Origin of the sequence: Promicromonospora sp. NPDC057138, from assembly GCF_042670845.1 — a bacterium.
Classification (GTDB): domain Bacteria; phylum Actinomycetota; class Actinomycetes; order Actinomycetales; family Cellulomonadaceae; genus Promicromonospora.
On record NZ_JBHUUX010000066.1, the window covers coordinates 1 to 23653 of the forward strand.

Sequence of the window (23653 nt, forward strand, 5' to 3'; positions counted from 1 at the left end):
GTATAAGAGACAGGCTTGTCCGAGTCTCCCGGGCGGTACCCGGGAGACTCGGACAAGCGCTCTACTTCGCGGTCAGGGTTACTGGTCTTTCGCGGCTACGCTGTCCGCGACGCGGATCAGCTCCGCGACGGTCGGGCCCGCGCTCCCCGTGGGTGTGCGGCCGATGGTGCCGAGCAGCAGGTAGGAGCCGGCGTCGTCGGTCCATTCGACGCGCACCGGGCCGTACCCGTTGTTGTCCACGCGGGTGACCCGTGCGTCGCGCCCCGACTCCTCGAGCGCCTCCCACTCGACTGTCACGTTGTCGCCGGACAGCTCCTCGGCCAGCTCCTGGGAACCCGGGTACGCGACGTAGGTGATGGTCGCCGCCGGGTGGTAGACACCGGCGCGAACCTCGTCCTCGGGCCACGCCCGCCCCGGGCCGCCGCGGAACGTCTCCGCGTTCTCCGCCCCGTCCAGCGTGTAGATGATCCAGGTGCCGAGGTGGTCCTCCGCGGTCGTGCGGCCGATCCCCGCCGAGATCTCGGCGGGGCACTCCGCCACGGCGCGCCGGACGTTCTCCGGCACCCAGTGCGGCTGGCGCAGGTCCGCGGCACACGAGTCGGCGGTGAGCGCCGTGGCGTCGGCGGGGGTGACGGCGGGCTCGTCCTTCCCCGACCCGATCATCAGCGTGACCACGATGATGATGATCGCGCCGAGCAGCGTGATGGCCCCGCCGAGGAGCCACTCCGGCCGGATCCTGGGCTCGTCGATGGTGGTGACCACGTCAGCCCTCGCACTCGATCTCGGTCACGGCGTCCCGGGAGAGGGCTATGACCTCATCGGACGCGACGGGGCTGCGGGCCACCCCCGGCGGCACGGAGGAGCCCCAGTCGCAGTCGTTCTCGGCGAAGTAGGTGTCGCGCATGCCGCCCGCGGAGGTGAAGCGGACGCGGTGGTCGGGACCCCGGCAGTCGAACTCCGGGTCGCACACGGAGACCACGAGCGCGCGCATGGTGACCCACGTGCCGCTGTCGACGCAGCCGTTGACGGGCAGGCCGTTGTACGCCTGGAATGCCTTGGCCGCGACCTCCGACTCGGCGTCCCACGACCCGTCGACGGGCTTCAGCCCGGTGCCGGCCCACAGCATGTTCTGGGCGGCGACGACCGCCCCGCCGGACGTCGCGCCGCACTCACCGACCGGGTCGTTGGACACCCACATCGCGCTCGAGTTCATCGCCTGCGCGATGGCAGCGATGATCAGGGCCGCGGCCACGGTGCCGCCGCCCGCCTGCAGCCAGGTTCGGGTGGTGGGCATTCCCTCGGCGCTCCTTCGTCTGCCCGACGCCGGCGCCGGGCGATGTGCTAGCGAGCGCGAGCGTAACAATCCGCCCTTAAAAGACGGAAGCGACGCACCGGGAGGAACCCGGGCCAGCCGGATTAAGGAGCACTCGCCGAACGTAGGCGTGGTAGCCGTATGGGCGCCGATTAGGCGACCAACCCTACGTTCGGCGATAGAGCGACCGTGCCTACGTTCGACGGCACTGGGCCACGAGTTCCATGGCTCTCACCGCGTCGTATGTGCCCCGCCGTTGACGTGCATTGTCTGGCCGGTGATGTGGCGGGCGCCGGGCGAGGCGAGGAACGTGACCAGCGAGGCGACGTCGTCGGGCAGCCCGGGGCGGCCGTCGTGCGTGGCGGCGACTAGGCGGTCGCGGCGCTGGTCGGTGAGGCGGCCCTTGAAGTACCCCGTGTCCGAGATGTAGCCCGGAGCTACGCAGTTCGCCGTGATGCCGCGCGGGCCGACCGTCGCGGACAGCCCGGCGGTCCACGCCTGGACCGCCGCCTTGGCGACGCCGTACGACGTGCCCGCGTACTCGGCCCCGATCGAGCCGACCGTGACGATCGTGCCGCCGGACGGCATGTCCTCCAGGACGGCGGTCGCGACCAGCACCGTGCTGAGCAGGTTCGCCTCGATGTTGGCTCGCCAGCCGCCGGCCAGGTCGGCCAGATCGGCGAGGCCGGCCGCCGCGGGCCGGTCGAAGTCCGTGTTGCCGCCCGCCATGGCGACCAGCACGTCGACGGGCGCGGCGAGCCCGTCCATGAGCGCCGCGACGTCGTCGGGCTGCCCGACGTCGCAGCGCACCCCGCGCGCGCCCGTCGCTTCCGCCGCACGGTCGAGCCGGGCGGCGTCACGGCCGGTGATGACCACGCCGTCCCCCTGCTCGACGAACTGCCGCGCGACCGCCGCGCCGATGCCACCCGACCCACCCGTGACCAGAACATTCCGGGGCATGTCACTACCTCCAGGTACAGTATGTTTAGACCTAAACATATAGGAGACCCCGGTGACTGAGTACCCCTTCGACTCCACGTCCGCCCTCCCGGCGGAGGCGATCGCCGCGGCGTGGGAGCGTGAGCTGCCGGGCGTCCCGGTGACGTCGATCGGCGTGATCACGCCGCTGTGGCGGGTCGCGAAGGCCCTGGCGGACGATCGGCGTCGGACCCTGCACCGCATCGGGATCGACCCGGCAACGCTCGATCTGCTGAGCACCCTGCGCCGCGCGGGAGCGCCCTGGTCGCTGACGACGCGGGAGCTCACGGCGCAGACGCTCGTCACCGCCGGCGCCATCTCGCAGCGGGTGGCGCGGGCGGAGCGCGACGGGCTGGTGGTGCGGGCCGCGGCAGGGCGGCGCGCCGTGACCGTGACCCTCACCGACGCGGGACACGCGCTCGTCGAACGGGCGGTGCGCGAGCTGCTCACGCACGAGGAGGAGCTGATCACGGATCTCTCGGCGCAGGACCGCCAGGCGCTGTCCGGGCTGCTCGGCCGGCTCGGCTCGGCGCTGGGCGGCAAGATCTCGTAGGGGTGAAATTAGGCGCGTCTGCATGCGTCACCCGACCCGAACGGTAATCTCGGCCGCATGCTGCGGCCCCTGATCAGCCCGCCGCGACTGCACCCCGGCGACACCGTGGCCGTTGTCGCCCCGTCCGGTCCGGTACCCGCCGAGCGGCTCGACGCCGGCGTCGCCCGCCTCCGCGAGTGGGGCCTCGACGTACAGGTGATGCCACACGTCCGGGACACGCATCCGGGACACGCGTACCTGGCCGGCTCCGACACGGCGCGCGCCACCGACTTCCAGGAGGCCTGGCTCGACCCCGACGTCCGCGCGGTGATCGTGGCGCGCGGCGGGTACGGGGCTGCGCGGATGGTCGACCTCGTCGACTGGGACGCGCTCGCCGCCACCGACCCGAAGGTGCTGGTCGGGTACAGCGACTGCACGGTGCTGCACCAGGCCGTCGCCGCGCACCTCGGGCTGGTCTCGCTGTACGGGCCGATGTCGGGAGCGGCGACGTTCCTCACGTCCGAGCGGGCCCGCGAGCACCTGCGGCGCACGCTGTTCGAGCCGGAAACCGCTCGGACGATCACCGGCCCGCGGGCCCACACCCTGGTCGGCGGCACGGCCCGCGGCATCACGACCGGCGGCTGCGTCTCGCTCCTGACGATGTCGGTCGCGGTCGGCGCCACGCTGCCGTCCGCGGCGGGCGGGATCGTCCTGCTGGAGGACGTCGACGAGCGGGCCTACCGCCTCGACTCGTTCCTCACGCACCTGCTGCGCTCGGGCTGGTTCGACGGCGCGCTCGGCATCGTGCTGGGCTCGTGGCAGGACTGCGACCCGGCCGAGCCCGTGGTCATGGACCTGCTCGGGCAGCTCGGCATCCCCGTTCTCGGCGAGCTCGGGTTCGGTCACGGGCCAGACCCGATCACCGTGCCGCTGGGCGTGTCCGTCGAGCTGGACGCCGACGCCGGCACGCTCACGCTGGACCAGCCGGCCCTGGCGGCGCGGTAGCCCTGCTTCGCGGACCTAGATCGCGGGATCGGGCTCGGTCGTCTGCCCCTCGAAGTACGTCTGCAGCACCACGGTGGTGCGCGTCGAGACCTTCGCCGTCCGGCGGATCCGGCCGAGCAGCTCCTCCAGGGCCCGTGGCGAGGCCACGCGTACGGTCAGCAGGTAGTTCGCGTTGCCGGCCACCGAGTAGCAGGACTCGATACCGGGCATGCCCCGCAGTCGGTCGGGCGCGTCGTCCTCCTGCGCCTGGTCCAGAGGCGTGATCTCGACGAACGCCGACAGCGGCAGGCCCACCGCCTCCGGGTTCACCACCGCCCGGTAGCCCGTGATGACGCCGCGCGCCTCCAGCTTCCGCACCCGCACCTGCACCGCCGACAGGGACAGGCCCGAGATCTCGGAGAGCACCGCGAGCGTGGTGCGGCCGTCCTTGCGCAGTGCGTCGACGAGCGCTCGGTCGATCCCGTCGAGCGGTGCCAGATCGTTGTCGGTCATCCCGCCACCTCCGCCGCTTCCAACCAGGCCGCCTCGAGCTCGTCGCGCTCGCTCGTCAGGTCGCGCAGCTCCGCGTCGAGCCGGGCGACGGCCTGGTAGTCCGTTGCCTGCCGCGCGATGGTTTCGTGCAGCTCGGCCTCCTTCTCGGTAATCTTCGCAAGACGACGCTCAATTCGGGAGACCTCTTTCTGTGCAGCGCGAATATCGCGCTGCGACGGCTCCCCGCCCGGGACGCCGTCCGACGCGGGAGCCGCGCCCGACGTCGTCCCGCCGGAGCCCGAACCGGAGGCGGGACCAGCACCCGCCGGGGTGCCCGAAGCCGAGGCGCCGGAGGCCTTCGCCGCCGCCCGCAGCCGCAAGTACTCCTCCACCCCGCCGGGCAGGTCCCGGATGGTCCCGTCGCCGAGCAGCGCCACCTGGCGGTCCGCCACCCGCTCCAGCAGGTACCGGTCGTGCGAGACGACGATCAGCGTCCCGAGCCAGCCGTCCAGCAGGTCCTCGACGGCGGCGAGGGTGTCGGTGTCGAGGTCGTTGGTGGGCTCGTCGAGCAGCAGCACGTTGGGTTCGGCCACGAGCAGCCGCAGGAGCTGGAGCCGACGCCGCTCGCCGCCGGACAGGTCCCGCACCGGTGTGTACGCGCGCTCCCGCGTGAACCCGAGCTTCTCGGTGAGCTGCGCGGCGGTGAGCTCCTTGCCGTCGACGACGACCCGGCCCTTCTCCTGCTCGATCACCTCGACCGCCTTCAGGCTGCCGACCTCGTCCAGCTCGGCGACGTCCTGCGACAGCTCCTTCACGTGGATGGTCTTGCCCCGCTTGACCCGGCCCGAGTCCGGCTCGCGGCGGCCCGCGAGCAGCGCGAGCAGCGTCGTCTTGCCCGCGCCGTTGACGCCCACGACGCCGTACCGGTCCCCGGGGCCGAGGCGCCAGGTCACGTCGTCGAACAGGACCTTGCCGCCGAGCTCCAGCGAGACCGACTCCAGGTCCAGCACGTCCTTGCCCAGCCGCCGCGTCGCCATACGGGTCAGCTCCATCGAGTCACGGGGCGGCGGCTCGTCGTCGATCAGCGCGGACGCGGCGTCGAGCCGGAACTTCGGCTTGGACGTGCGGGCCGGCGCGCCGCGGCGCAGCCACGCGAGCTCCTTGCGCAGCAGGTTGTCCCGCTTCTCGGCCGCCGTCGCGGCCTGTCGTGCCCGCTCGGCGCGCGCCAGGATGTAGGCCGCGTAGCCGCCCTCGTACCCGTCGATGGCGCCGGTCCCGTCGCCGCGCACCTCCCACATGCGGGTGCAGACCTCGTCGAGGAACCAGCGGTCGTGCGTCACGACCACGAGCGCGCCGGTCGTGCCGGGGCGCCCGTACCGTTCGCGGAGGTGGGCGGCGAGCCAGGCCACGCCCTCGACGTCGAGGTGGTTGGTGGGCTCGTCGAGGAGCAGCACGTCCGGGTCCTGCACCAGCAGCGCCGCGAGCGCAACGCGCCGGCGCTGGCCGCCCGAGAGCTTCACCGCCGGGGCGTCCCATGCGAGGTCGGCGAGCAGGCCGTCGTGCACCTCGCGGATCCGGGCCTCCGACGCCCAGACGTGCGTCTCGGCGTCGCCGTGCACGAGGTCGAGCACCGTGGCGGCGTCGGGCAGCTCGTCGCGCTGGTCGAGCATGCCCAGGGTGGAGCCGCCCACCTTGGTGACCCGTCCGCCGTCGGGCTGCGAGGTGCCCGCGAGGATGCGCAGCAGCGTCGACTTGCCGGCACCGTTGGGGCCGACCACGCCGACGCGGTCGCCGTCGTCGAGCCCGAGGGAGACGTCGGACAGGAGGGTGCGAGTACCGATGGTCAGCGCGATGCCGTCTGCGCCGAGAAGATGTGCCACCTAAGAAGCGTAGTTCGCCGTGGGGTCGGGGGCGGACACCGGCCGGTCATCACACCTGTTCGATGTCCGACGCCACGGCTACGCTGTCCCCCGTCGACGGCGATGTGCCAGGAGGACTCTGTCGCCGACCCTGAAGAACGACGACGCCGAGGAGCACCCACGTGGCCCAGTTCGACATGCCGCTGCCCGAGCTCGAGAAGTACCTCCCCGAGGTCGACGAGCCCGGCGACTTCGACGAGTTCTGGTCGACGACCCTGACCGAGGCGCGCTCGTTCGACGAGGCGCCGACCGTGGAGCGGATCGACGTCGGGCTGACGGAGATCCTGGTCGACGACGTCACGTTCCCGGGCTTCGGTGGGCACCCCGTCAAGGCCTGGCTGACCCGCCCGGCGCACGCGGGGGGCGACCTGCCGGTGGTGGTCGAGTACCAGGGCTACGGCGGCGGGCGCGGCCTGCCGCACGAGCACATCCATTGGGCGGCGGCCGGCTACGCGCACCTCATGATGGACACGCGCGGGCAGGGTTCGGGCTGGGGTTCCGGCGGCGGGACGCCGGACCCGGTGGGGTCGGGGCCTGCGACGCCCGGGTTCATGACGCGCGGCGTGCTGGACCCGCACGACCACTACTACCGCCGCGTCTTCACGGACGGCGTTCGGGCCGTCGACGCGGCACGCGCCATCGATGGCATCGACCCGGAGCGCGTGGCGCTGAGCGGCGGCAGCCAGGGCGGCGGCATCACCATCGCGGTCGCCGGCCTGGTGCCCGACGTCGTGGCCGCCATGCCGGACGTGCCGTTCCTGAGCCAGTACCGCCGGGCGGTGTCCATCACGGACAGCTTCCCGTACGGCGAGATCACGAAGTACCTCTCCGTGTACCGCGACCCGGAGGTCGAGGCGCAGGTCTGGCGCACCTTCTCCTACCTGGACGGGGTGTCGTTCGCCCGCCGGGCACGCTCGGCGGGCCTGTTCTCGGTGGCGCTCATGGATGGGACCTGCCCGCCGTCCACCGTGTACGCGGCGTTCAACAGCTGGGCGCCGGGGCACGGTGAGACGGTCACCAAGGAGATCGACGTCTACCCGTACAACAACCACGAGGGCGGCGGCGACTACCGCTTCCCGCGCAAGCTCCAGTGGCTGGGCAAGATCATCTGACGCCGGGCCGGAGCCAACCGGAAATTTACCCGATACCGACTGGCGGTACGCTCCCAGCGCACGCCCACTTTCCGGAGGTCTCCCCAATGCCTGACTTCGACCTGCCGCCCATCACGGCCTTCTCGCCCTCGGTGCCGGCGCCGACCGCCTCCCCAGCCGCCGACGAGCCCGAGAACTTCGACCTGCCGCTCGTCGCGGTGACGCCGGCGGCCGCGCCCGCCGCCGACGAGCCCGAGAACTTCGACCTGTTCTGGTCCGAGACGCTGGCCGCACACCGCGACATCGAGGTCGCGCCCGTGCTGACCGCCGCCTCCGCCCGTTCCCGGGACCTCACGGCGGAGTCCGCGACGTTCGCCGGGTTCGAGGGCCGCCCGGTGACGGGTCACCTCATCACGCCGGTCGGCGCCGGCGCGACGCTGCCGGGCCTGGTGGAGCTGCGGCCCGCTGGTCGCGCCGCGAGCCGCGACCTCGAGTGGCTCGCGTCCGGCGGGTTCGCGCACCTCGTGGTCGAGCTGCCCCAGGACGACCTCGACGACCCGTACAACCGCGGCGTCTTCACCGACGCCGTCCGGTCGGTGCAGGCCCTGCGGACCCTCGCGAGCGTGGACCCTTCGCGCGTGGCGGTGCTCGGCACAGGCCCGGTGGCCGCGGCCGTCGTCGCCGCGGCCGGGCTGCTGCCCGACCTCGCGTGCGCGATGGTGGAGGGCGACATCCCCGCCGCGCACAAGGACTCCCTGGTCGCGTTCGCCCGCCGGGCGAGCACGCCGCTGCAGCTCACGCAGGGCGCGGGCGCCCAGGTGCTGCTCGAGGACTGGGGCTTCAACGCGGCGCTGGCGCTGGCCGCGATGACGGGGTCGGTCGAGCGCGTGGTGGAGTGCGTCCTGACCACCGAGAGCAACGCGACGGTCCGGCGCACCCGCTGGATCGCGGCGCACACGCACCTGACGAGCGTCTTCGTCCCCCAGGTGGCTTCCTGACCCTCCCGGGATCGGTCAGCGGGAAAGGATCGGTCAGCGGGAGATCGAGGTGACGATCTGAGTGCCCGGGACCGGGCCGATCGCGGTCCAGACCGCGTCGACGACGTCGGCCGCCGTCCACGCGGCGCCCAGCGCGAGCGCGTGCTGCCGCGAGCGCCCGAGCGCGGCGACGGTGGGTCCGGACCCGGACACGATCACGCCCAGCGCCCCGGCGTCGGTGGCGACGTCCAGCACCTCGGCGAGCTCGGGCCGCAGGTCCAGCGCCGGGGCCTCCAGGTCGTTGTGCAGCGCCTTGCCCAGCGCCACCGGGTCCCCGGCGCGCAGCGCGTGCATGAGCTCGGTGTCGTCGGCGGCGGGGGCGACGGCCGGCGTCGACGGGCCCGCCAGCTCATCGAACCGGCGGAACACGCCGGGCGTGGACAGGCCATGGCGCTGCGTGGCAATGCACCAGTGGAACTCGCCGCGCGTCATCGCCGGCGTCAGCAGGTCGCCCCGCCGGGTGCCGACGGCGGTGTGCCCCAGCAGCGAGAACGGCACGTCAGCCCCGAGCTCGGCCGCCATCTCGACCAGCTCCGGGCGCGGCACCCCGGCGTCCCAGAGCGCGTCGCACGCCACGAGCGCGGCGGCGGCGTCGGCGGACCCGCCCGCCATGCCGCCCGCGACGGGCACGCCCTTGGTGATGTGCAGGCCGACGTCGGCCGCCAGGCCCGTGCGGTCGGCCAGCAGCGCGGCGGCCCGCCAGGCGAGGTTGGTCTCGTCGGTCGGGACGGCGTCCGCCTGCGGACCCGAGACCGTGAGCGAGATACCGGCGCCGGGCGGGGCCTGGGTGGCGGTGACCTCCTCGAAGAGGGACACGGCCTGGAAGATCGTCGCCAGCGGGTGGTAGCCGTCGGCACCGACGGGTCCCACGCGCAGCGTGAGGTTGACCTTTCCGGGCGCGCGCACCCGGACCGACGGCGGCGGAGCCGCGCTGAGGCGCGCGCTCACTCGGCCCCCTCCTCGTTGTCGGGAAGCTGTTCCGCGATGCGCGCGAACTGCTCGACCACAAGCGTCTCGCCCCGCGCGCTCGGGTCCACGCCGGCGGCGCGGAGCGCCGTCTCGGCGGCGGCGCCCGAGCCGAACAGGGTGGACAGCGCGGCCCGCAGGGTCTTGCGGCGCTGCGCGAACGCGGCGTCCACGACGGCGAAGACCCGCTCGCGCGACGCGGTGGTCGACGGCGGCTCCCGGCGCTCCAGGTGGACGAGCGCCGAGTCGACGTTCGGCGCGGGCCAGAAGACGTTGCGCCCGATGGTCCCCGCCCGGCGGGCCGACGCGTACCAGGCAGCCTTCACCGACGGGATGCCGTAGATCTTGGAGCCCGGCACGGCGGCGATCCGGTCGGCCACCTCGGCCTGGACCATGACGAGCACCCGCTCCAGCGAGTCGAACCGCTGCAGCATGGTGAGCAGCACGGGAACTGCCACGTTGTACGGGAGGTTCGCCACGAGCGCCGTCGGCGGGTCGCCGGGCAGGGTGGTGACGTCCATTGCGTCGGAGAGCACCACCTCGAAGTCGGCGTCCGGGAACCGCGCCTTCACCGTGCCGGCGATCTGGCCCGCGAGGACCGGGTCGATCTCGATGGCCACGACGGAGGCGCCGGCCTCCACCAGGCCCAGGGTCAGCGACCCCAGTCCCGGGCCGACCTCGACCACCCGTTCGCCCGGCCTCAGGTCCGCGATGCGCACGATCTTGCGGACCGTGCCGCCGTCGTGCAGGAAGTTCTGGCCCAGGGTCTTGGTGGGCCGAACGCCCAAGCGCCCTGCCAGGTCGCGGATCTCCGCGGGACCGAGCAGGGCGCCTGAGGTTTCGTTCATGCAGGGGAGCCTAACGGGATCAGTACCAACCCACCGACTCCGAGTGGCCCCACGCGCCGCACGGCGTGCCGTAGCGGTCAGCGATGTAGCCCAGACCCCACTCGATCTGGGTGGCCGGGTTGGTGGCCCAGTCCGAGCCCGCAGTGCCCATCTTGGAGCCCGGCAGCGCCTGCGGGATGCCGTAGGCACCCGACGGGTTGGAAGCCTGGTAGTTCCAGCCCGACTCGCGCTCCCAGAGGAGGTCGAGGCAGGTCCACTCCTCGCCGGTCCAGCCGCGGGCGGCGGCCATCTGCTGGCCGATCTCCTTGACCGAGCCCGACGGCGCGGGAGCGCTGGACTCGACGGAGGTCTCCTCGACGGGCTCCTCCACCACGACGGGGCGCTTCTTGGTGCCCTCGACGATGACCCGGTCGACCGGCTTCTTCGTCACCTTCTCGTAGAGCTCCTTGCGGTGCACGACCTCGCCGTCGATCGTGCGGAGCACGACGACGCGGGTGCGGACACCCTGCTTGCCCTCGGTCCGGACCAGGTCGCCCTCGTCCGCGTAGCGGTCGTCGTCCTGGACGGTCTTCGTGTCGAAGTCCAGGTCGAACCTCTGCGTGATCTTCTCGGTCCGGACGCGCTGCACGTGGATGGCGACGTCCGCGCCGGCTTTCTCGGCCGACCGGGCATCCTTGGCGTCGATCGCCTTCTCGTGCGCCAGGGAGGCGACCGGGGCGACGCTCACGAGGTCGTCCTTGTCGAGCTCGACCTTGAGGCCGCCGAGCACGCTGTCGACGCTCTCGGAGTGGTCCTCGACCACGCGGGTCTTGCCGTCCGCCACGACGGCGACAGGTCCGTCGTCGTTCAGTCGGAGCGGGAGGGACGCACGGTCGCCCGAGCGGGATGCCACCAGTGCGACGTCGCCGCCGCGCTCGGCGAGGGTGGTCAGGGCCTCGCCCGCGTCGGTGACGGTGACCCAGACGTCGCGCTCGCCCTTGCCGTCGGTCATGGTGACCTCGCGGGCGTAGCGGACGACGATCTCGTCGCCGTCGGAAAGCTTGGCGTCGGCCCCGGGGGCCACGAGGTCGCGCTCGCCCAGACGGACGCCCTGCGACTCGAGCATGCCCGCGACGGAGCCGGAGTAGGTGGTGATGGTCTTCGACGTGCCGTCGACGTCGAGGGTGACGGTCTTCTGTGCCTGCGCGAAGGCGACCGATCCGGACGCGACGATCGCGACGGCCGCGAGGCCTGCCACGAGCGGCCAGCGACGGCGACGCTTCGAGAGGGCTGCCTGAGGTGCTACTGCCTCGGACGGTGAGTCGATGCTGGGGATGGAGCCAGAACTCTGCTGCTCAAAACGGGGGTTCACTCGTGTCCAGTCGTCGGACGTCCCGGGCACGGGCGGCGAGACGGGCATCCCGTTTGGGGCGGGAGTCCCTACCACGATTCGGCCGAATAGGGCCTGGCGACTCTTGCGAGCCGTTGCGGTCTCGACCGGCCGATCCGGCGGTCTCACACTGCCCGCGAGGTTCCGCGCGCAGTGCCGTCCTGCCTCCGCCGGAGTGCTGTGGCCTACACCACGTCGCACCCCCGCGCCAGCGAGGACAACCGAACGTAACTGATTTGTTATCGCTCGGCCAACTATCTCGGTGGGTTGCAACCTGTGTTCTCGGTCACTCGTCCAGGACAAGCGTCCAAGTTCTGCGCGAGGCTCCGGTCGTGTCGGACGCCCAGATCACTCCGGTGACCTGGGCGTCCGACACGACCCGGGGGTGGGGTCAGTACAGGCCGAGCGATGCGGCGCATGCGGGCCACTGGCCCCAGCCGGACTGCTGCTGGAGCGCTTGGGCGCGCATCGTCTGCTCAGCGGCCGAGGCATCCGATGGGAGGCCGGAGCCGCCCATCGCCTCCCAGGTGGGGAGCGTGAACTGGTAGAGCCCGTAGTAGCCGTTGCCGGTGTTGGTGGTGGGGTTACCGCCCGACTCGCACTTCGCGAGGGCGGCCCAGACGTCGCCCGTGACGGCCGCCCCGTCGTCGGGCTCCGGTTCGGGCTCCACCGCCTCCAGCGACGCGGGTTCCACCGCCTCCTGCGGCGCGGGGGCCGGCTCGGGTTCCGGCTCGGGGCGCGCCTTGGTGCCGTACATGACCACCTGGTCGACCGGCTTGCGCTGCACCGTCGAGGACAGCTTGTCCCTGTCCACGACCTTGCCGTCGACCCTGGTGACGTCCCACGACGTGACACGCTTGCCCACCACGCCCTCGGTCGCCAGGTACGGGTCGAGATCCTCGAACCGGTCCGGGTCCTGCGCCGTGACCTTGTCGAACGGGAGCCGGGTCACGGTCCGCTCGACCGAGGTCTCGACCTTCTTCACGACGACGGTCAGCGTCGGCGCGCCCGGGACGACTGTCGGCGGGCCTGCCGGCTGCCCGCGCTCGATGGTGACCCTGTCGTCCGCGTCGACCGTGACGTCGTTGTCGGCGAGCAGGTCGTCGAGCGCCGCTGCGCCGTCGGACACGCGCTGCGTCTTTCCGCCGACCACCAGGTTCACGGGGCTGTCTGCGTCGAGCCGCATCGGGAGCGTGATGCGGCCGCCGGAGCGGGTCGGGACCAGGGCCACGTCGCCGGCCCGCCCGGAGAGCGTGGCAAGCGCCTGGTCGGCGTCGAGCGCGGTGACCCAGGTGGTCCGACGCACGCCGTCGACCTGGAGGGTGACGTGGTGGCCGTAGCGGACCACGACCATGCCACCGTCCCGGAGGGGGCCGTAGGCGCTGGGCGTCACGACGTCCCGGTTCGTGACCTCGACGCCCTCGTCGACGAGGAGGTCGGCGATGTCGCCCTGGTAGGTCTCGACGGTCGTGACCTTGCCGTCCACGTCGAGCGTGATGCTCTTGTGGGCCGAGGCGTATGCCGTGATGCCACCGGCACCGACCACGGCGACGGCCGCGGCCCCCGCGAGGAGGGCTGCCCCGCGGTGACGCCGGGGCGGCGGGGCGGACTCCCCAGGCGGCGGAGATGGAGGTGGCACGGCCGCCGTGACGGCCGTCGGGGCGACTGCCGCTGCGGGCGGTGCGCCGGATGGAGGGCCGGCCTGGGGGCCGGCTGCGGCTGTCACTGCCGCGGGGAAGGCCTCGTCCGCCGACGGCGGTGGGCCGGAAAGCTCGGTGATGCCGACGCTGGCGTCGGCCTCAGGGTTGATGGGCTGATCACTGAGGATGCCCTGAGCCGGGTGGGGAGATGTCACGCGGATCCAGTCCTGGCGCCTTCCGGGCACGGGGGCCGAGGCGACACGAGTCTCACGTGCCTCCCGCGCTGGGCGCGGGCCCGGCCGGCCGATCCGGCTTCTCCGCGACCGTAACCCTGCTGTTATCAAATGCAAGCCTATTCGCCAATATGACTCGCAAAAGGCCGGGAAAACAGGTCAATTTCCCAAATGTCCAGGGCGAAAAATGGGCGACTCAGGGCTTGGAGTCGGGCTTGGCGTCGGGCTTGGCGTCTGGCTTGGCCTTCGAGCTGGAGTCCGGCGTCGGCTCAGGCTTGGCCTTCGAGCTGGAGTCCGGCGTCGGCTCAGGCTTGGCCTTCGAGCTGGAATCCGGCGTCGGCTCAGGCTTCGGCTTGGGCTTGGGTTCCGGGCGGGCCTTGGTGCCGTACATGATCACCTCGTCGACGGGCCGCTGCGAGACCCAGGTGGACAGCTTCTCCCTGTCCACGACCTTGCCGTCGATGGTGATGATGTCCCACGACGTGACGCGCTCGCCCACCACGCCCTTGGTCGCCAGGTAGGGGCCGAGGTCCTCGTAGTGGTTCGGGTCCGAGGCCGTCACCGTGTCGAACGGCAGCTCGGAGACCGTCTCCTCGATGGAGGTCTGGACCGCCTGGACGACGACGGCCAGTGTGGGCGCGCCCGGCCCGTCCGGCCGCTGTCGCTCGACGGTGATCCGGTCGTCGGCGTCGATCTTGACCTTGTTCGCGGCGAGCAGGGCGTCGAGTGGCACGGCGCCGTCGGCCACCCGGCGCGCCTCCCCGCCGACCACGAGGCGCACCGGACCGTCGAGGTCGAGGGGCATCGGGAGCCTCGCGATCGCGCCGGAGCGCCACGGGAGGAGCACCACGTCGTCGCTCTGCTTCGAGAGCCGGGCGAGCGCGCGGTCGGCGTCGAGCGTGGTGACCCAGGCGGTCCGCCGTTCGCCGTCGGCCCGCAGGGTGACCCGATGGCCGTAGCGGACGACGACGGTGCCGCCCTCGCTCAGCGCGCCGTCGACGCCGGGTGTCACGGCGTCCCGGCCGGTGACCTCGATGCCCTCGTCAGTCAGGAGGTCGGCGACATCGCCCTGGAAGGTCTCGACGGTGGTGACCTTGCCGCCCACGTCGAGCGTGACGGTCTTGTGGGCGGCGGCGTAGGCCGCGACGCCGCCGGCTCCGGCCAGCACGATCGCCGCGACACTCACGAGAAGACCCGTCCGGCGGCGCCTGGGCGGCACGGGTGGCGGAGGCGGAGGTGGCGGCGGTGGAGCCGTCATGGCGTCGGCGTCGCCGGCCGACACGACGGGCATCGGTCCGGACGGATGGCCGGGCGGAAGGCTGGCCATCACCTCCGCGTTGGAGGCGGCGAACATCGCGGCGGGAAAGACCTCTTCCGCCAGAGGCGGCGGGCCGAAAGGCTCGGTGATGCCGACGTCGCCGTCGACCTCAGGGTTGATGAGTGAATCACTGGGGCTGCCCTGAGCCGGATGCGGAGATGTCACGCGAGTCCAGTCCTCGAGCGGTCCGGGCACGGGGCCGGTGCGACGCGACTCGCACGCGCCGCCCGCGCTGGGACGCGGGCCGGGCCGACCGATCCGGCGGTCTCAGCGACCGTAACTCTGCCTTTGTCAATTGCAAGCCAGATTCGGCAATAACGCCCCTGACGGGTCCAGAACATTCGGCAATATCCCAAATGTCTGAGGGTGAAGACGAGGCTTAGTACCAGCCGATCTCGACCGAGTGCGCCCAGGCGCCGCACGGCGTCCCATACCGCCCGGAGATATAGCCGAGGCCCCACTCGATCTGGGTCGCGGGGTTCGTCAGCCAGTCGCTGCCGACGGTGGCCATCTTGGAGCCCGGGTTCGCCTGCGCGATGCCGTAGGCGCTGCTGGAGGGGTTGTCGGCGTTCCAGCGCCAGCCGCTCTCCTTCTGCCAGAGCTGGTCCAGGCAGGAGAACTCGTCGGCGCCCCAGCCGCGCTCGGCCGCCATCGCCTGGCCCAGCGCCCGGGCGGAGCCCGGGTCGACGGGCGCCGTGGCCACGTCCATGGTCCCGACCACCACCACCTCGTTCACGGGCTCCCGGGTGACCTTCCGCTCCACCACGGTGCGCTCGACGACGGCGCCACCCACGGTCTTCACCGCGTACTTCACCGTGGCCTCGCCGGGTACCCCCGCCGTGCGGATCGACTCGTACCCCTCGGGCAGGCTCGAGTCCTCGACCTTCTCGCTCTCGAACGGCACCACCTCGGTCACCGTGCGCGACGACGACGCGTCGCGGCTGACCATGATGATCATCCCGTCGACGGCGGCGGCGTCGAGCGGCACGGAGGTGACGTCGCCGTCGGCCAGCGCGATGCCCGCCTCCTTGAAGAGGCCGCGCACCGTCGACTGGGTGGTGTTGAACTCGAGCACCGAGCCGTCCACGGCGATGTTCACCTTCTTGACCGTGGAGAAGCGGACCGGGTCGCGGTCCAGCCGCTCGGTGCGGGAGGCCGTGGCGAGCGCGCCGTCGCCGCGCGGGCCGAGGGCCGCGAGGAGCTCGCCGACCGTCCCGGCGGTGGTGCGGAGCGTGATGCTCTGGCCGTCGAGCTCGACGGTGATCTCGCGGCTGGTGCGGACCACCACCGTGCCGCCGGCGCCGACGTCGGAGCTCGCGGCGGGCTGCACGATGTCGTCGCGGCCCACCTCGATGTGCTGCGACGCGAGCGCGTCACCGACCGTGTCGCCGTAGACGCCGACCGTGCGGACGTCACCGTTGTAGTCGATGGTCATGGTGGTCGCGTTGGCGACGTACATGCCGGACACGCCGACGAGCGCGCCGACGACGGCACCACGGACCACCCACCGGGCCGGTCTGCTCGCGAGCCACGGCCGTGCGTACCTCACCACGAGCACCAGACCGTAACGGAACAGACTGCACAGGAAAAGACATCAGGGCATGAAATGAAATGCCGTATTTCTCGCATCAAGGCGCCGTTCTCACCAATTGCCGTAGACGCGCTCCGAGTTCGCGGTGATGTCGGTGCACAACGCCGCGAGGTCCTCGTCGAGGTGAGCCGCCATGGCGCGGACGGTATGGGCGGCCGCGAACGGGGCGTTCGGCTGTCCCCGGAAGGGGTGCGGCGTCAGGTACGGGGCGTCGGTCTCCAGCAGGATCAGCTCACGCGGCGCGACGGACAGGGCCTCGCGCAGGTGGTGGTTGGCCTTGAACGTCACGGGCCCGGCGAACGACAGGTACCAGCCGTTCTCCGCGCAGACGCGAGCCATCTCGGCGTCGCCGCTGTAGCAGTGGAAGACCGTGCGCTCGGGGGCGCCGTCGGCCAGCAGGACCTCGATCACCGGGGCGTGCGCGTCCCGGTCATGGATCTGCAGGGCCAGGCCCAGCTCCTTGGCCAGCGCGATGTGCGCGCGAAAGCTGCTCCGCTGGGCCTGCTCGCCGCGCGGGCCCGTGCGGAACAGGTCCATGCCGGTCTCGCCGATCGCGCGGATGCGGTCGTTGCCCTTCGCCAGGTCCGCGATCTCGGCGATCGCGTCGTCGAGGCCCACCGCGTGGCGCTCCTCGGGCTCGGGCGCGAGCCCGTCCGGCCCCACCTCGAGGACGCCGGCATGCAGCACGGCCTCGTTCGGGTGGATCGCAAGGGCCCCGACAACCCGAGCCCGTTCTTGTTGTGGGCGCGACAGTTGCGATGTCCCGCCCGTTTGAGGCGCAACGGTCGCGCCCACAAGCTCGGCGGTCCAGCGGGCCGAGGGGAGGTCGCAGCCGACCTGGACAATGCGGTCCACGCCCGCCAGCGCCGCGCGGGCCAGGTGGTCGGCGACAGAGGGCGGCCAGGACTGCCCGCCCGGGCCGCCCGGCGCGGCCGGCTCGCCGTCCGGCGCCGCGGCCGGCAGCACCGCCGCTATGTGGTCGAGATGGGTGTGGTTGTCCACGACCGGGACGGGCAGCGGCTCCGGGTCGGCCGGAAATCCGCGCTCGCGTGTGCGCTTCGCCATCGTCGGGTCGCTCGGTCGCTCAGACCGCCTGGTCCTCGAGGCGCGGGAACAACGCGGCGCCCTTCGTCACCGTGGTGCCCGCGGGCAGGGCACCGAACGTCGCGGCGCCGTCGAGCGGCTGCGCGTCGAGCGCGCCGAGGGACACCTCCGCGCCGAGCAGCTCCCACAGCCCGGCCGCAGCCTTGGGCGTGATCGGGTTGAGCAGCACCGCGAGCGACCGCAGCGCCTCCGTGGCCGTGACGAGCGACGTGGCGAGGCGGCCGCCGTCGACCCCCGTGCCGGACTCGTCGGTCTCGCCGGGCTCCTTCGCGAGCTTCCACGGCTGCGTGTCGGCGAGGTAGCCGTTCGTGGCGTCGACGAGCGTCCACACCGCCGCGACGGCGTCGTGGATGGCCAGCCGGTCGATCGCCGCCTCGGCGTCGGCCACCGCCTTGGCCGCGACCTGCGCGAGGGCGGTCTCGGCGTCGGTGAGCGCGCCCGGCGTCGGCAGCGAGCCGCCGAAGTACTTGCCGATCATCGCCGCGGTCCGGGACGCGAGGTTCCCGAACCCGTTGGCGAGCTCGCCGTTGTACCGGGCGGTCATGTCCTCCCAGGAGAACGAGCCGTCGCCGCCGAACGCGATGGTCCGCATGAAGTAGTACCGGAACGCGTCCGACCCGAAGGTGTCGATGATGTCCGACGGCGCGATGCCCGTGAGCTTGGACTTGCTCATCTTCTCGCCGCCCACCAGGAGCCAGCCGTGCGCGAAGACGGTCTTGGGCAGCGGCAGCCCCGCGGCCATGAGCATCGCGGGCCAGATCACCGCGTGGAACCGCAGGATGTCCTTGCCGACCAGGTGCACGTCGGCCGGCCAGGTCCGCGCGAACTGCTCCTTGCGCTCGGGATCGCTGCTGTCCAGGCCCACGGCCGTGGCGTAGTTGAGCAGCGCGTCGAACCACACGTACAGCACGTGCGACGAGTCCCACGGGATCGGGACGCCCCAGTCGAACGTGGAGCGCGAGATCGACAGGTCCTGCAGGCCCTGCTTCACGAAGCTGGCGACCTCGTTGCGGGCCGACGCCGGCTGCACGAACTCGGGGTGCTCCTCGTACAGCGCGATCAGCCGGTCCGCGTACGCGCTCATCTTGAAGAAGTAATTCTGCTCGGAGAGCATCTCGACGGGCGTGCCGTGGATGGAGCAGAGCTTCAGGCCCTCGTACTCGCCGGTCCCGTCGATGAGGTCGCCCGGGAGCTTGTACTCCTCGCAGCCCACGCAGTACGGCCCCTCGTAGGAGCCCTCGTAGATCTCGCCCTTGTCGTACAGGTCCTGGAGGAACGCCTGCACCGCGGTCTCGTGCCGCTCCTGCGTGGTGCGGATGAAGTCGTCGTTGCGCACATCGAGGGTCTGGAGCACCGGCTTCCACGCCGTCTCCACGAGGCGGTCCGCCCAGTCCTTCGGGGTCACGCCGTTCGCCTCGGCGGTGCGCAGCACCTTTTCGCCGTGCTCGTCGGTCCCGGTGAGGAACCAGACGCTCTCCTGACGCTGGCGGTGCCAGCGCGTCACGACGTCGGCAGCGACCGTCGTGTACGCATGCCCGATATGGGGGGCATCGTTCACGTAGTAGATCGGCGTCGTGAGGTAGAAGGTCTTCTCGGCTTCCGGCATGACGCCAATGGTAGTTGCGTAGCGGCGGAGGGCCACGCGCCTTCCACAGGGGTGCCCGACGGCGGTCGCCTCGCGGGGCGGCCGGTCCGGTCAGCGGACGACGGCGGGGTCGATCTCGTCGGCCCAGCCGAGGAAACGGTCGATGATCGAAAGGCGCTGGACGGTGCCGATGCCGTATTGCGCGAAGACGTCACCAGGCAGTCTCGCAACCTGGCGAAACCTTCCCGCGAGCATCTCCCGGTCCAACGGCGTGGCCTCGATTCGGTCCCCCATCGCGAGGATGTCCGCCCGATCAAAGCGGCCGGATTCGAGGACTGTGTCGATGTCTATATAGTCGCGCACCTCGCCTCGTGACCAGAGCGCACCCATCTTGTTCGCCACCGCGTCGCGCGGGTCGAGCACGGGACCGATCTCGAGCATCCTTGGCGGGAACTCTCGGTAGTCCCAACCGAGCTGGATATCGCTCTCGGTCCCGGTCGCTTCATCGAGCACGTGCAGGTCAGCGAATGTCGGGCCGATTCGGTTGTCGTGCACCTCAAAACCCTGGTTCCAGAACGCACGCCGAATCTTGTCGACCGCCAGGGCGAACTGCTCAGGACTTCCGCGGTCGGTAAACAGGTCGACGTCCATCGAAGGCCTGTCACCCATGCCGTTTGCGGAGATGGCATAGCCGCCCGCGAGCGCGAACCCGTACTTCTCCACCGCCTCGAGCCCGATCCGGGTGAGACGGTCATGGAACGGACGCATCAGGCCGTTCTCGCCGTTCTCGCGGCGAGTACGGGAAACTTGGCCTCCCAGACAGCCCGGCAGCGAGCAGGCAAGTTCAACTCGGGCCAGAGCCGAATCAGAGTGCGCCTTTCGAGCAATGCCTCGTGGTCGCGGGCGTTGCCCTCCCGGACCACTGCGCTGTACAGGTGCCAGACCATGTCCTCGTCGGACAGGTCGTACACCGGGTCCGGCGCGGTACTGATCGGCGGACCGACCCGGACGACCCCCTTCCGCGGCCCCCGCAGGTCGTCCAGGGAGTCGGGGGTGTCGTACGGAATGTGGTCGGCGTAGACGTAGCCGCGCGGCACCGTCCGGTGTGCGCCGGGTTCTGCGGACATCCTGTTCACCCCTTCCAGGCTCGGGTCGACGATGGTTCGAGCCTACGACGAGGCCCTTCCTCGCGGGCCAGGATATCCACACCCCTAGTCGTCTGCGACTGTTCTGGTGCGATCGCAGTGGCAGAGTAGAAGCATGAGCCTCACCGAGTCCGAGCCCGTGCGGCGGGCCCTCGTCGTCGTCGACGTGCAGCCCACGTTCTGCGAGGGCGGCGAGCTCGCCACCGAGGGCGCGAACGAGATAGCGCACCGCGTGGCCGCCTACGCCGCCGCCCACCGCGACCGGTACGTCACGGTGGTGACCACGCAGGACTGGCACATCGACCCGGGCGAGCACTTCAGCGACCACCCGGACTTCGTCGACTCGTGGCCGCCGCACGGCATCGCGGGCTCCCCCAACGCCGAGCTGCACCCGGCGCTGGCCGGCCTCGACCCCGACGTCCGGCTGAAGAAGGGCCAGTACTCGCACGGCTACTCCGGGTTCGACGGCGCGGACGAGCACGGCCGGAGCCTCGCGACGGTCCTGTCGGAGGCCGAGGCGACCGAGGTCGACGTCGTGGGCCTCGTGGAGTCGCACTGCGTGAAGCACACAGCGCTCGACGCGCGCCGCGCGGGCTTGGCGGCCCGGGTGCTCACCGACCTGACGATCCCCGTGTCGGCGGAGCAGGGCGAGCTCGCGCGCAAGGAGCTGGCGGCGGCGGGCGTGGAGCTCCGCGACTCCTCGGCTCTCTGATCGCCGCTGGTCGAGCTTGTCGAGACCCGGGTCTCGACAAGCTCGACCAGCGAAAGCAAGCTCGACCAGCGAAGTTGTCAGATCCAGCTCGGGAGAAGCATCAGCCGCTGCCAGTACTCGTACGGCACGGGCATCGCCGTCCAGATCGGGTAGTAGAGCACGCTCACGCCCACGATCAGCAGCACCAGCACGGCGGCCAGCCAGCTCACGATGCGCCGGTCCGCGCTCCTGCGCGGCGTCCGTTCGAGCCCGATCGCCAGCAGGTACACGAGCGTCAGGATCACGAACGGCGTGAACACTATCGAGTAGAACGTGAAGATGGTGCGGTCCGCCAGGGGCCACGAGTACAGGAACCAGGGCAGCCAGCCGGCGGCGATGCCCGCGAGGGCGGCGGTGCCGCGCCAGTCGCGGTACCGGACCACGAGCACCAGCACCACGGGGATCGCAAGGGCACCCAGCCACCACAGGAGCGGGTTGCCGAGCGAGGTCACGGCACTGGCGCAGTCGCCGACGGCGTCCGCCGGGCAGGGCCCCTGGCCCGGGGTGTACTTCTCCCAGAAGAACGACGTCGGACGCCACTGCACGATCCAGCCCAGCGGGTGCGACGCGTAGTTGTGCTCCGAGTCCAGGCCCGTGTGGAAGTCCCACATCATGCGGTGGTACTCCCACAGCGACCGCCCGGCCTCCCAGGCACCCTGCGCCCAGCCCCAGTCGGGCCACCACCCCGGCGGCGCGACGTCGTTCACCACCGCCCAGTCCCGCAGGTACGACTTCGGGTGCGCGAACCAGGCGGACCACGACGCGATGTACACCGCAACCACGGTGGGCAGCATGATCAGGGCGGCGGGGACGACGTCGACCACGAGCGCGTCCTCCCACCAGCGCTCGACGCCGGCGGCGCGCCGCGCCGTCATGTCCCACACGACGGTGAGGAGGAAGAACGCCACGACGAAGTACAGGCCCGACCACTTGACGCCGCACGCGAGGCCCAACGACACCGCCGCCGCCAACCGCCAGCCGCGGAAGCCGAGCCGCGGCCCGTACTTGCCGATCGCCCCGCCCGCCTCGACGATCTGCGCCACCCGGTCCGCGAGCCGCCGTCTGGCCCACTCGCGGTCCAGCACCAGGCAGCCGAACGCGACGAGCACCCAGAACATGAGGAACTGGTCGAGCAGGCCGGTGCGGGAGTGCACTATCGCTTCGCCGTCGACCGCGAGCAGCAGGCCCGCGACCAGGCCCAGCAGCGTGGACGAGAACAGGCGCCGGGCGATCCGCACGATCAGGAGCACGGCCAGGATGCCGATCACGGCGCTGGCGATGCGCCAGTGCATCGGGTTCTCGGCCCCGCCCATGAGGCGCATGCCGATGGCGATCATCCACTTGCCGACGGGCGGGTGGACGACGTACTCGGCCTCGTCGGTGTTGTACGAGCTGACGTCGCCGGCCTCGAACGCGGGGTTGGGCTTGTCGGGCCACGCGGCCTCGAAGCCGAGGCTGGCCAGCGACCAGCCCTCCTTGACGTAGTACGTCTCGTCGAAGACCAGCTTGCCCGGGCGGCCCAGCGCCCACAGCCGCGCGCCCGCGGCGATCGCCGTCACGACGAGCGCGCCGAACACGCCCCAGAACCGGTCCGCCGCGGTCCGGCCGAGGGCGAGGCGGCGCTCACCCAGCAGGTCGCGCAGGAGGCGGTCGCGCAACGGAAGCTCGGGTCGCGGCGGCTGCCCGACGACGGGAAAAGAGCCGGTACGCGTCATCTGGCCGCCCACTGCCTCGCGGCGCATGTGGGCGCCATATGTTCCGGGCAGAGCCGCCTGCGCTCCGGCGAGATGCGCTCCTGTGGCGTCAGGCTGCTGGGACACCGGGCCAGCATAGAGCGTGGGACAGTGTGGTTCATGACCGACCCGTCCCCGACCCCCGGGCCCGCGCCCGAGGCCGGCTCCCTCGTCCTGGCCGCCACCCCGATCGGCAACACCGAGGATGCCTCGCCCCGGCTGATCCGCCTGCTGGCCGACGCCGACGTCGTGGCCGCCGAGGACACCCGCCGCCTGCACGGGCTCGCCGGCCGGCTCGGCGTCGAGGTGCGCGGCAGGGTGACCAGCTACCACGAGCACAACGAGACGGCCCGCGCGGACGAGCTGCTCGACGTCGTCGCCGGGGGCGGCACGGTGGTGGTCGTGACCGACGCCGGCATGCCGTCCGTCTCCGATCCCGGGTACCGCATAGTGGAGCGCGCCATCGAACGTGAGCTGCGGATCACCGTCGCGCCCGGGCCGAGCGCCGTGCTGACCGCGCTGGCACTGTCCGGCCTGCCGACCGACCGGTTCACGTTCGAGGGCTTCCTGCCGCGCAAGGCCGGCGACCGCGCCCGGACGCTCGGCGCGCTCGCCGCCGAGCCGCGCACCATGGTGTTCTTCGAGGCGCCGCACCGGATCGCGGAGACGCTGGGCGCCATGGCCGACGCGTTCGGGGCGACCCGATCGGCCGCCGTCGCGAGAGAGCTCACCAAGACCTACGAGGAGGTGCTGCGCGGATCCCTCGCCGACCTCGCGGAGCGGGCCGCGGCCGAGCAGCTCCGCGGCGAGATCTGCGTGGTCGTGAGCGGGGCGCCGGCCGCGCAGGCCAGCGTGGAGGACATCGTGGGCGAGGTCCTCGACCGGGTGGCCCAGGGCGAGCGGCTCAAGGCGGCGGTAGCCGAGGTGGCGGACGCCGCGGGCGTCCCCAAGCGCGACCTCTACGCGGCGGCCCTGGCCTCCCGCCCCCCGAAGTAGCCCGTTGAGTGCTGGCTATTTGTTGAGAT

22 protein-coding genes are annotated in these 23653 nt (G+C 71.8%); 6 read left to right on the top strand and 16 right to left on the bottom strand.

Features of this window, described 5'->3' with window-relative positions; genetic code table 11:
* Positions 1-78: 78 nt before the first annotated feature.
* The 3 genes from ACFT2C_RS24320 to ACFT2C_RS24330 all read right to left on the bottom strand — a co-directional run bounded on the left by ACFT2C_RS24320 (position 79) and on the right by ACFT2C_RS24330 (position 2272).
* The gene (locus ACFT2C_RS24320) at positions 79-762 is read right to left on the bottom strand and encodes a hypothetical protein (protein ID WP_377209660.1); all 684 of its coding nucleotides are present in this window, start codon (positions 760-762) and stop codon (positions 79-81) included.
* A gap of 1 nt (position 763) precedes the next feature.
* Entirely contained in the window at positions 764-1294 is a 531-nt protein-coding gene (locus ACFT2C_RS24325) for a peptidoglycan-binding protein (protein ID WP_377209661.1), read from the bottom strand.
* 249 nt (positions 1295-1543) lie between these two features.
* On the bottom strand, positions 1544-2272 hold the full coding sequence (locus ACFT2C_RS24330) for an SDR family NAD(P)-dependent oxidoreductase (RefSeq protein WP_377209662.1): 729 nt from the start codon (positions 2270-2272) through the stop codon (positions 1544-1546).
* A 52-nt stretch (positions 2273-2324) separates the two neighbouring features.
* Between ACFT2C_RS24330 and ACFT2C_RS24335 the strand changes: the two genes are divergently transcribed.
* Positions 2325-2843: a MarR family winged helix-turn-helix transcriptional regulator gene (locus ACFT2C_RS24335; protein ID WP_377209663.1), complete on the top strand. Its 519-nt coding sequence runs from the start codon at positions 2325-2327 to the stop codon at positions 2841-2843.
* Positions 2844-2900: 57 nt separating this feature from the next.
* On the top strand, positions 2901-3827 hold the full coding sequence (locus tag ACFT2C_RS24340; protein WP_377209664.1) for an LD-carboxypeptidase: 927 nt from the start codon (positions 2901-2903) through the stop codon (positions 3825-3827).
* Positions 3828-3842: 15 nt separating this feature from the next.
* Here the strand turns inward: ACFT2C_RS24340 and ACFT2C_RS24345 are convergent, their stop codons facing one another.
* Positions 3843-4319, bottom strand: coding sequence for an Lrp/AsnC family transcriptional regulator (locus tag ACFT2C_RS24345; protein ID WP_377209665.1), 477 nt, complete (start codon positions 4317-4319; stop codon positions 3843-3845).
* A complete protein-coding gene (locus tag ACFT2C_RS24350; protein WP_377209666.1) occupies positions 4316-6178 on the bottom strand; it encodes an ABC-F family ATP-binding cassette domain-containing protein in 1863 nt (620 codons plus the stop codon). Before ACFT2C_RS24350 ends, ACFT2C_RS24345 begins: the two co-directional genes overlap by 4 nt.
* 161 nt (positions 6179-6339) lie before the next feature.
* Here ACFT2C_RS24350 and ACFT2C_RS24355 point away from each other — a divergent pair, with 161 nt between their 5' ends.
* Both ACFT2C_RS24355 and ACFT2C_RS24360 read left to right on the top strand, forming a co-directional pair.
* On the top strand, positions 6340-7329 hold the full coding sequence (locus ACFT2C_RS24355; protein WP_377209667.1) for an acetylxylan esterase: 990 nt from the start codon (positions 6340-6342) through the stop codon (positions 7327-7329).
* Positions 7330-7415: 86 nt separating this feature from the next.
* Positions 7416-8306 (top strand): acetylxylan esterase, encoded by an 891-nt coding sequence (locus ACFT2C_RS24360; RefSeq protein ID WP_377209668.1) that lies wholly within the window; start codon positions 7416-7418, stop codon positions 8304-8306.
* Positions 8307-8339: 33 nt separating this feature from the next.
* On the opposite strand, the gene ACFT2C_RS24365 is transcribed toward ACFT2C_RS24360, so the two are convergent.
* The 10 genes from ACFT2C_RS24365 to ACFT2C_RS24410 all read right to left on the bottom strand — a co-directional run bounded on the left by ACFT2C_RS24365 (position 8340) and on the right by ACFT2C_RS24410 (position 20126).
* Positions 8340-9293 (bottom strand): 4-(cytidine 5'-diphospho)-2-C-methyl-D-erythritol kinase, encoded by a 954-nt coding sequence (locus tag ACFT2C_RS24365; protein ID WP_377209669.1) that lies wholly within the window; start codon positions 9291-9293, stop codon positions 8340-8342.
* Positions 9290-10159: a 16S rRNA (adenine(1518)-N(6)/adenine(1519)-N(6))-dimethyltransferase RsmA gene (gene rsmA, locus ACFT2C_RS24370; protein ID WP_377209670.1), complete on the bottom strand. Its 870-nt coding sequence runs from the start codon at positions 10157-10159 to the stop codon at positions 9290-9292. Before rsmA ends, ACFT2C_RS24365 begins: the two co-directional genes overlap by 4 nt.
* 19 nt (positions 10160-10178) lie before the next feature.
* Positions 10179-11396 carry a ubiquitin-like domain-containing protein gene (locus tag ACFT2C_RS24375; RefSeq protein WP_377209671.1) on the bottom strand — a complete coding sequence of 406 codons (1218 nt, stop codon included), beginning with the start codon at positions 11394-11396 and terminating at the stop codon, positions 10179-10181.
* A 523-nt stretch (positions 11397-11919) separates the two neighbouring features.
* Entirely contained in the window at positions 11920-13383 is a 1464-nt protein-coding gene (locus tag ACFT2C_RS24380; protein WP_377209672.1) for a transglycosylase family protein, read from the bottom strand.
* A gap of 214 nt (positions 13384-13597) precedes the next feature.
* Entirely contained in the window at positions 13598-14884 is a 1287-nt protein-coding gene (locus ACFT2C_RS24385) for a G5 domain-containing protein (RefSeq protein ID WP_377209673.1), read from the bottom strand.
* Between the two features lie 214 nt (positions 14885-15098).
* Positions 15099-16268 carry a ubiquitin-like domain-containing protein gene (locus ACFT2C_RS24390; RefSeq protein WP_377209674.1) on the bottom strand — a complete coding sequence of 390 codons (1170 nt, stop codon included), beginning with the start codon at positions 16266-16268 and terminating at the stop codon, positions 15099-15101.
* Positions 16269-16361: 93 nt separating this feature from the next.
* Positions 16362-17375: a TatD family hydrolase gene (locus ACFT2C_RS24395; protein WP_377209675.1), complete on the bottom strand. Its 1014-nt coding sequence runs from the start codon at positions 17373-17375 to the stop codon at positions 16362-16364.
* Positions 17376-17394: 19 nt separating this feature from the next.
* Complete coding sequence (gene metG / locus ACFT2C_RS24400) at positions 17395-19020, bottom strand: methionine--tRNA ligase (protein ID WP_377209676.1); 1626 nt, start codon at positions 19018-19020, stop codon at positions 17395-17397.
* Positions 19021-19110: 90 nt separating this feature from the next.
* Positions 19111-19767: a nucleotidyl transferase AbiEii/AbiGii toxin family protein gene (locus ACFT2C_RS24405; protein WP_377209677.1), complete on the bottom strand. Its 657-nt coding sequence runs from the start codon at positions 19765-19767 to the stop codon at positions 19111-19113.
* Positions 19767-20126 carry a hypothetical protein gene (locus ACFT2C_RS24410; protein ID WP_377209678.1) on the bottom strand — a complete coding sequence of 120 codons (360 nt, stop codon included), beginning with the start codon at positions 20124-20126 and terminating at the stop codon, positions 19767-19769. The genes ACFT2C_RS24405 and ACFT2C_RS24410 overlap by 1 nt, the downstream gene beginning before the upstream one ends.
* Before the next feature lie 133 nt (positions 20127-20259).
* Here ACFT2C_RS24410 and ACFT2C_RS24415 point away from each other — a divergent pair, with 133 nt between their 5' ends.
* Positions 20260-20856 (top strand): isochorismatase family protein, encoded by a 597-nt coding sequence (locus ACFT2C_RS24415; protein WP_377209679.1) that lies wholly within the window; start codon positions 20260-20262, stop codon positions 20854-20856.
* Positions 20857-20933: 77 nt separating this feature from the next.
* Here ACFT2C_RS24415 and ACFT2C_RS24420 read toward each other — a convergent pair whose 3' ends face one another.
* Positions 20934-22715 carry a dolichyl-phosphate-mannose--protein mannosyltransferase gene (locus tag ACFT2C_RS24420; RefSeq protein ID WP_377209680.1) on the bottom strand — a complete coding sequence of 594 codons (1782 nt, stop codon included), beginning with the start codon at positions 22713-22715 and terminating at the stop codon, positions 20934-20936.
* A 33-nt stretch (positions 22716-22748) separates the two neighbouring features.
* Here ACFT2C_RS24420 and rsmI point away from each other — a divergent pair, with 33 nt between their 5' ends.
* Positions 22749-23624: a 16S rRNA (cytidine(1402)-2'-O)-methyltransferase gene (gene rsmI, locus ACFT2C_RS24425; protein ID WP_377209681.1), complete on the top strand. Its 876-nt coding sequence runs from the start codon at positions 22749-22751 to the stop codon at positions 23622-23624.
* The last annotated feature ends 29 nt before the right edge of the window (positions 23625-23653 follow it).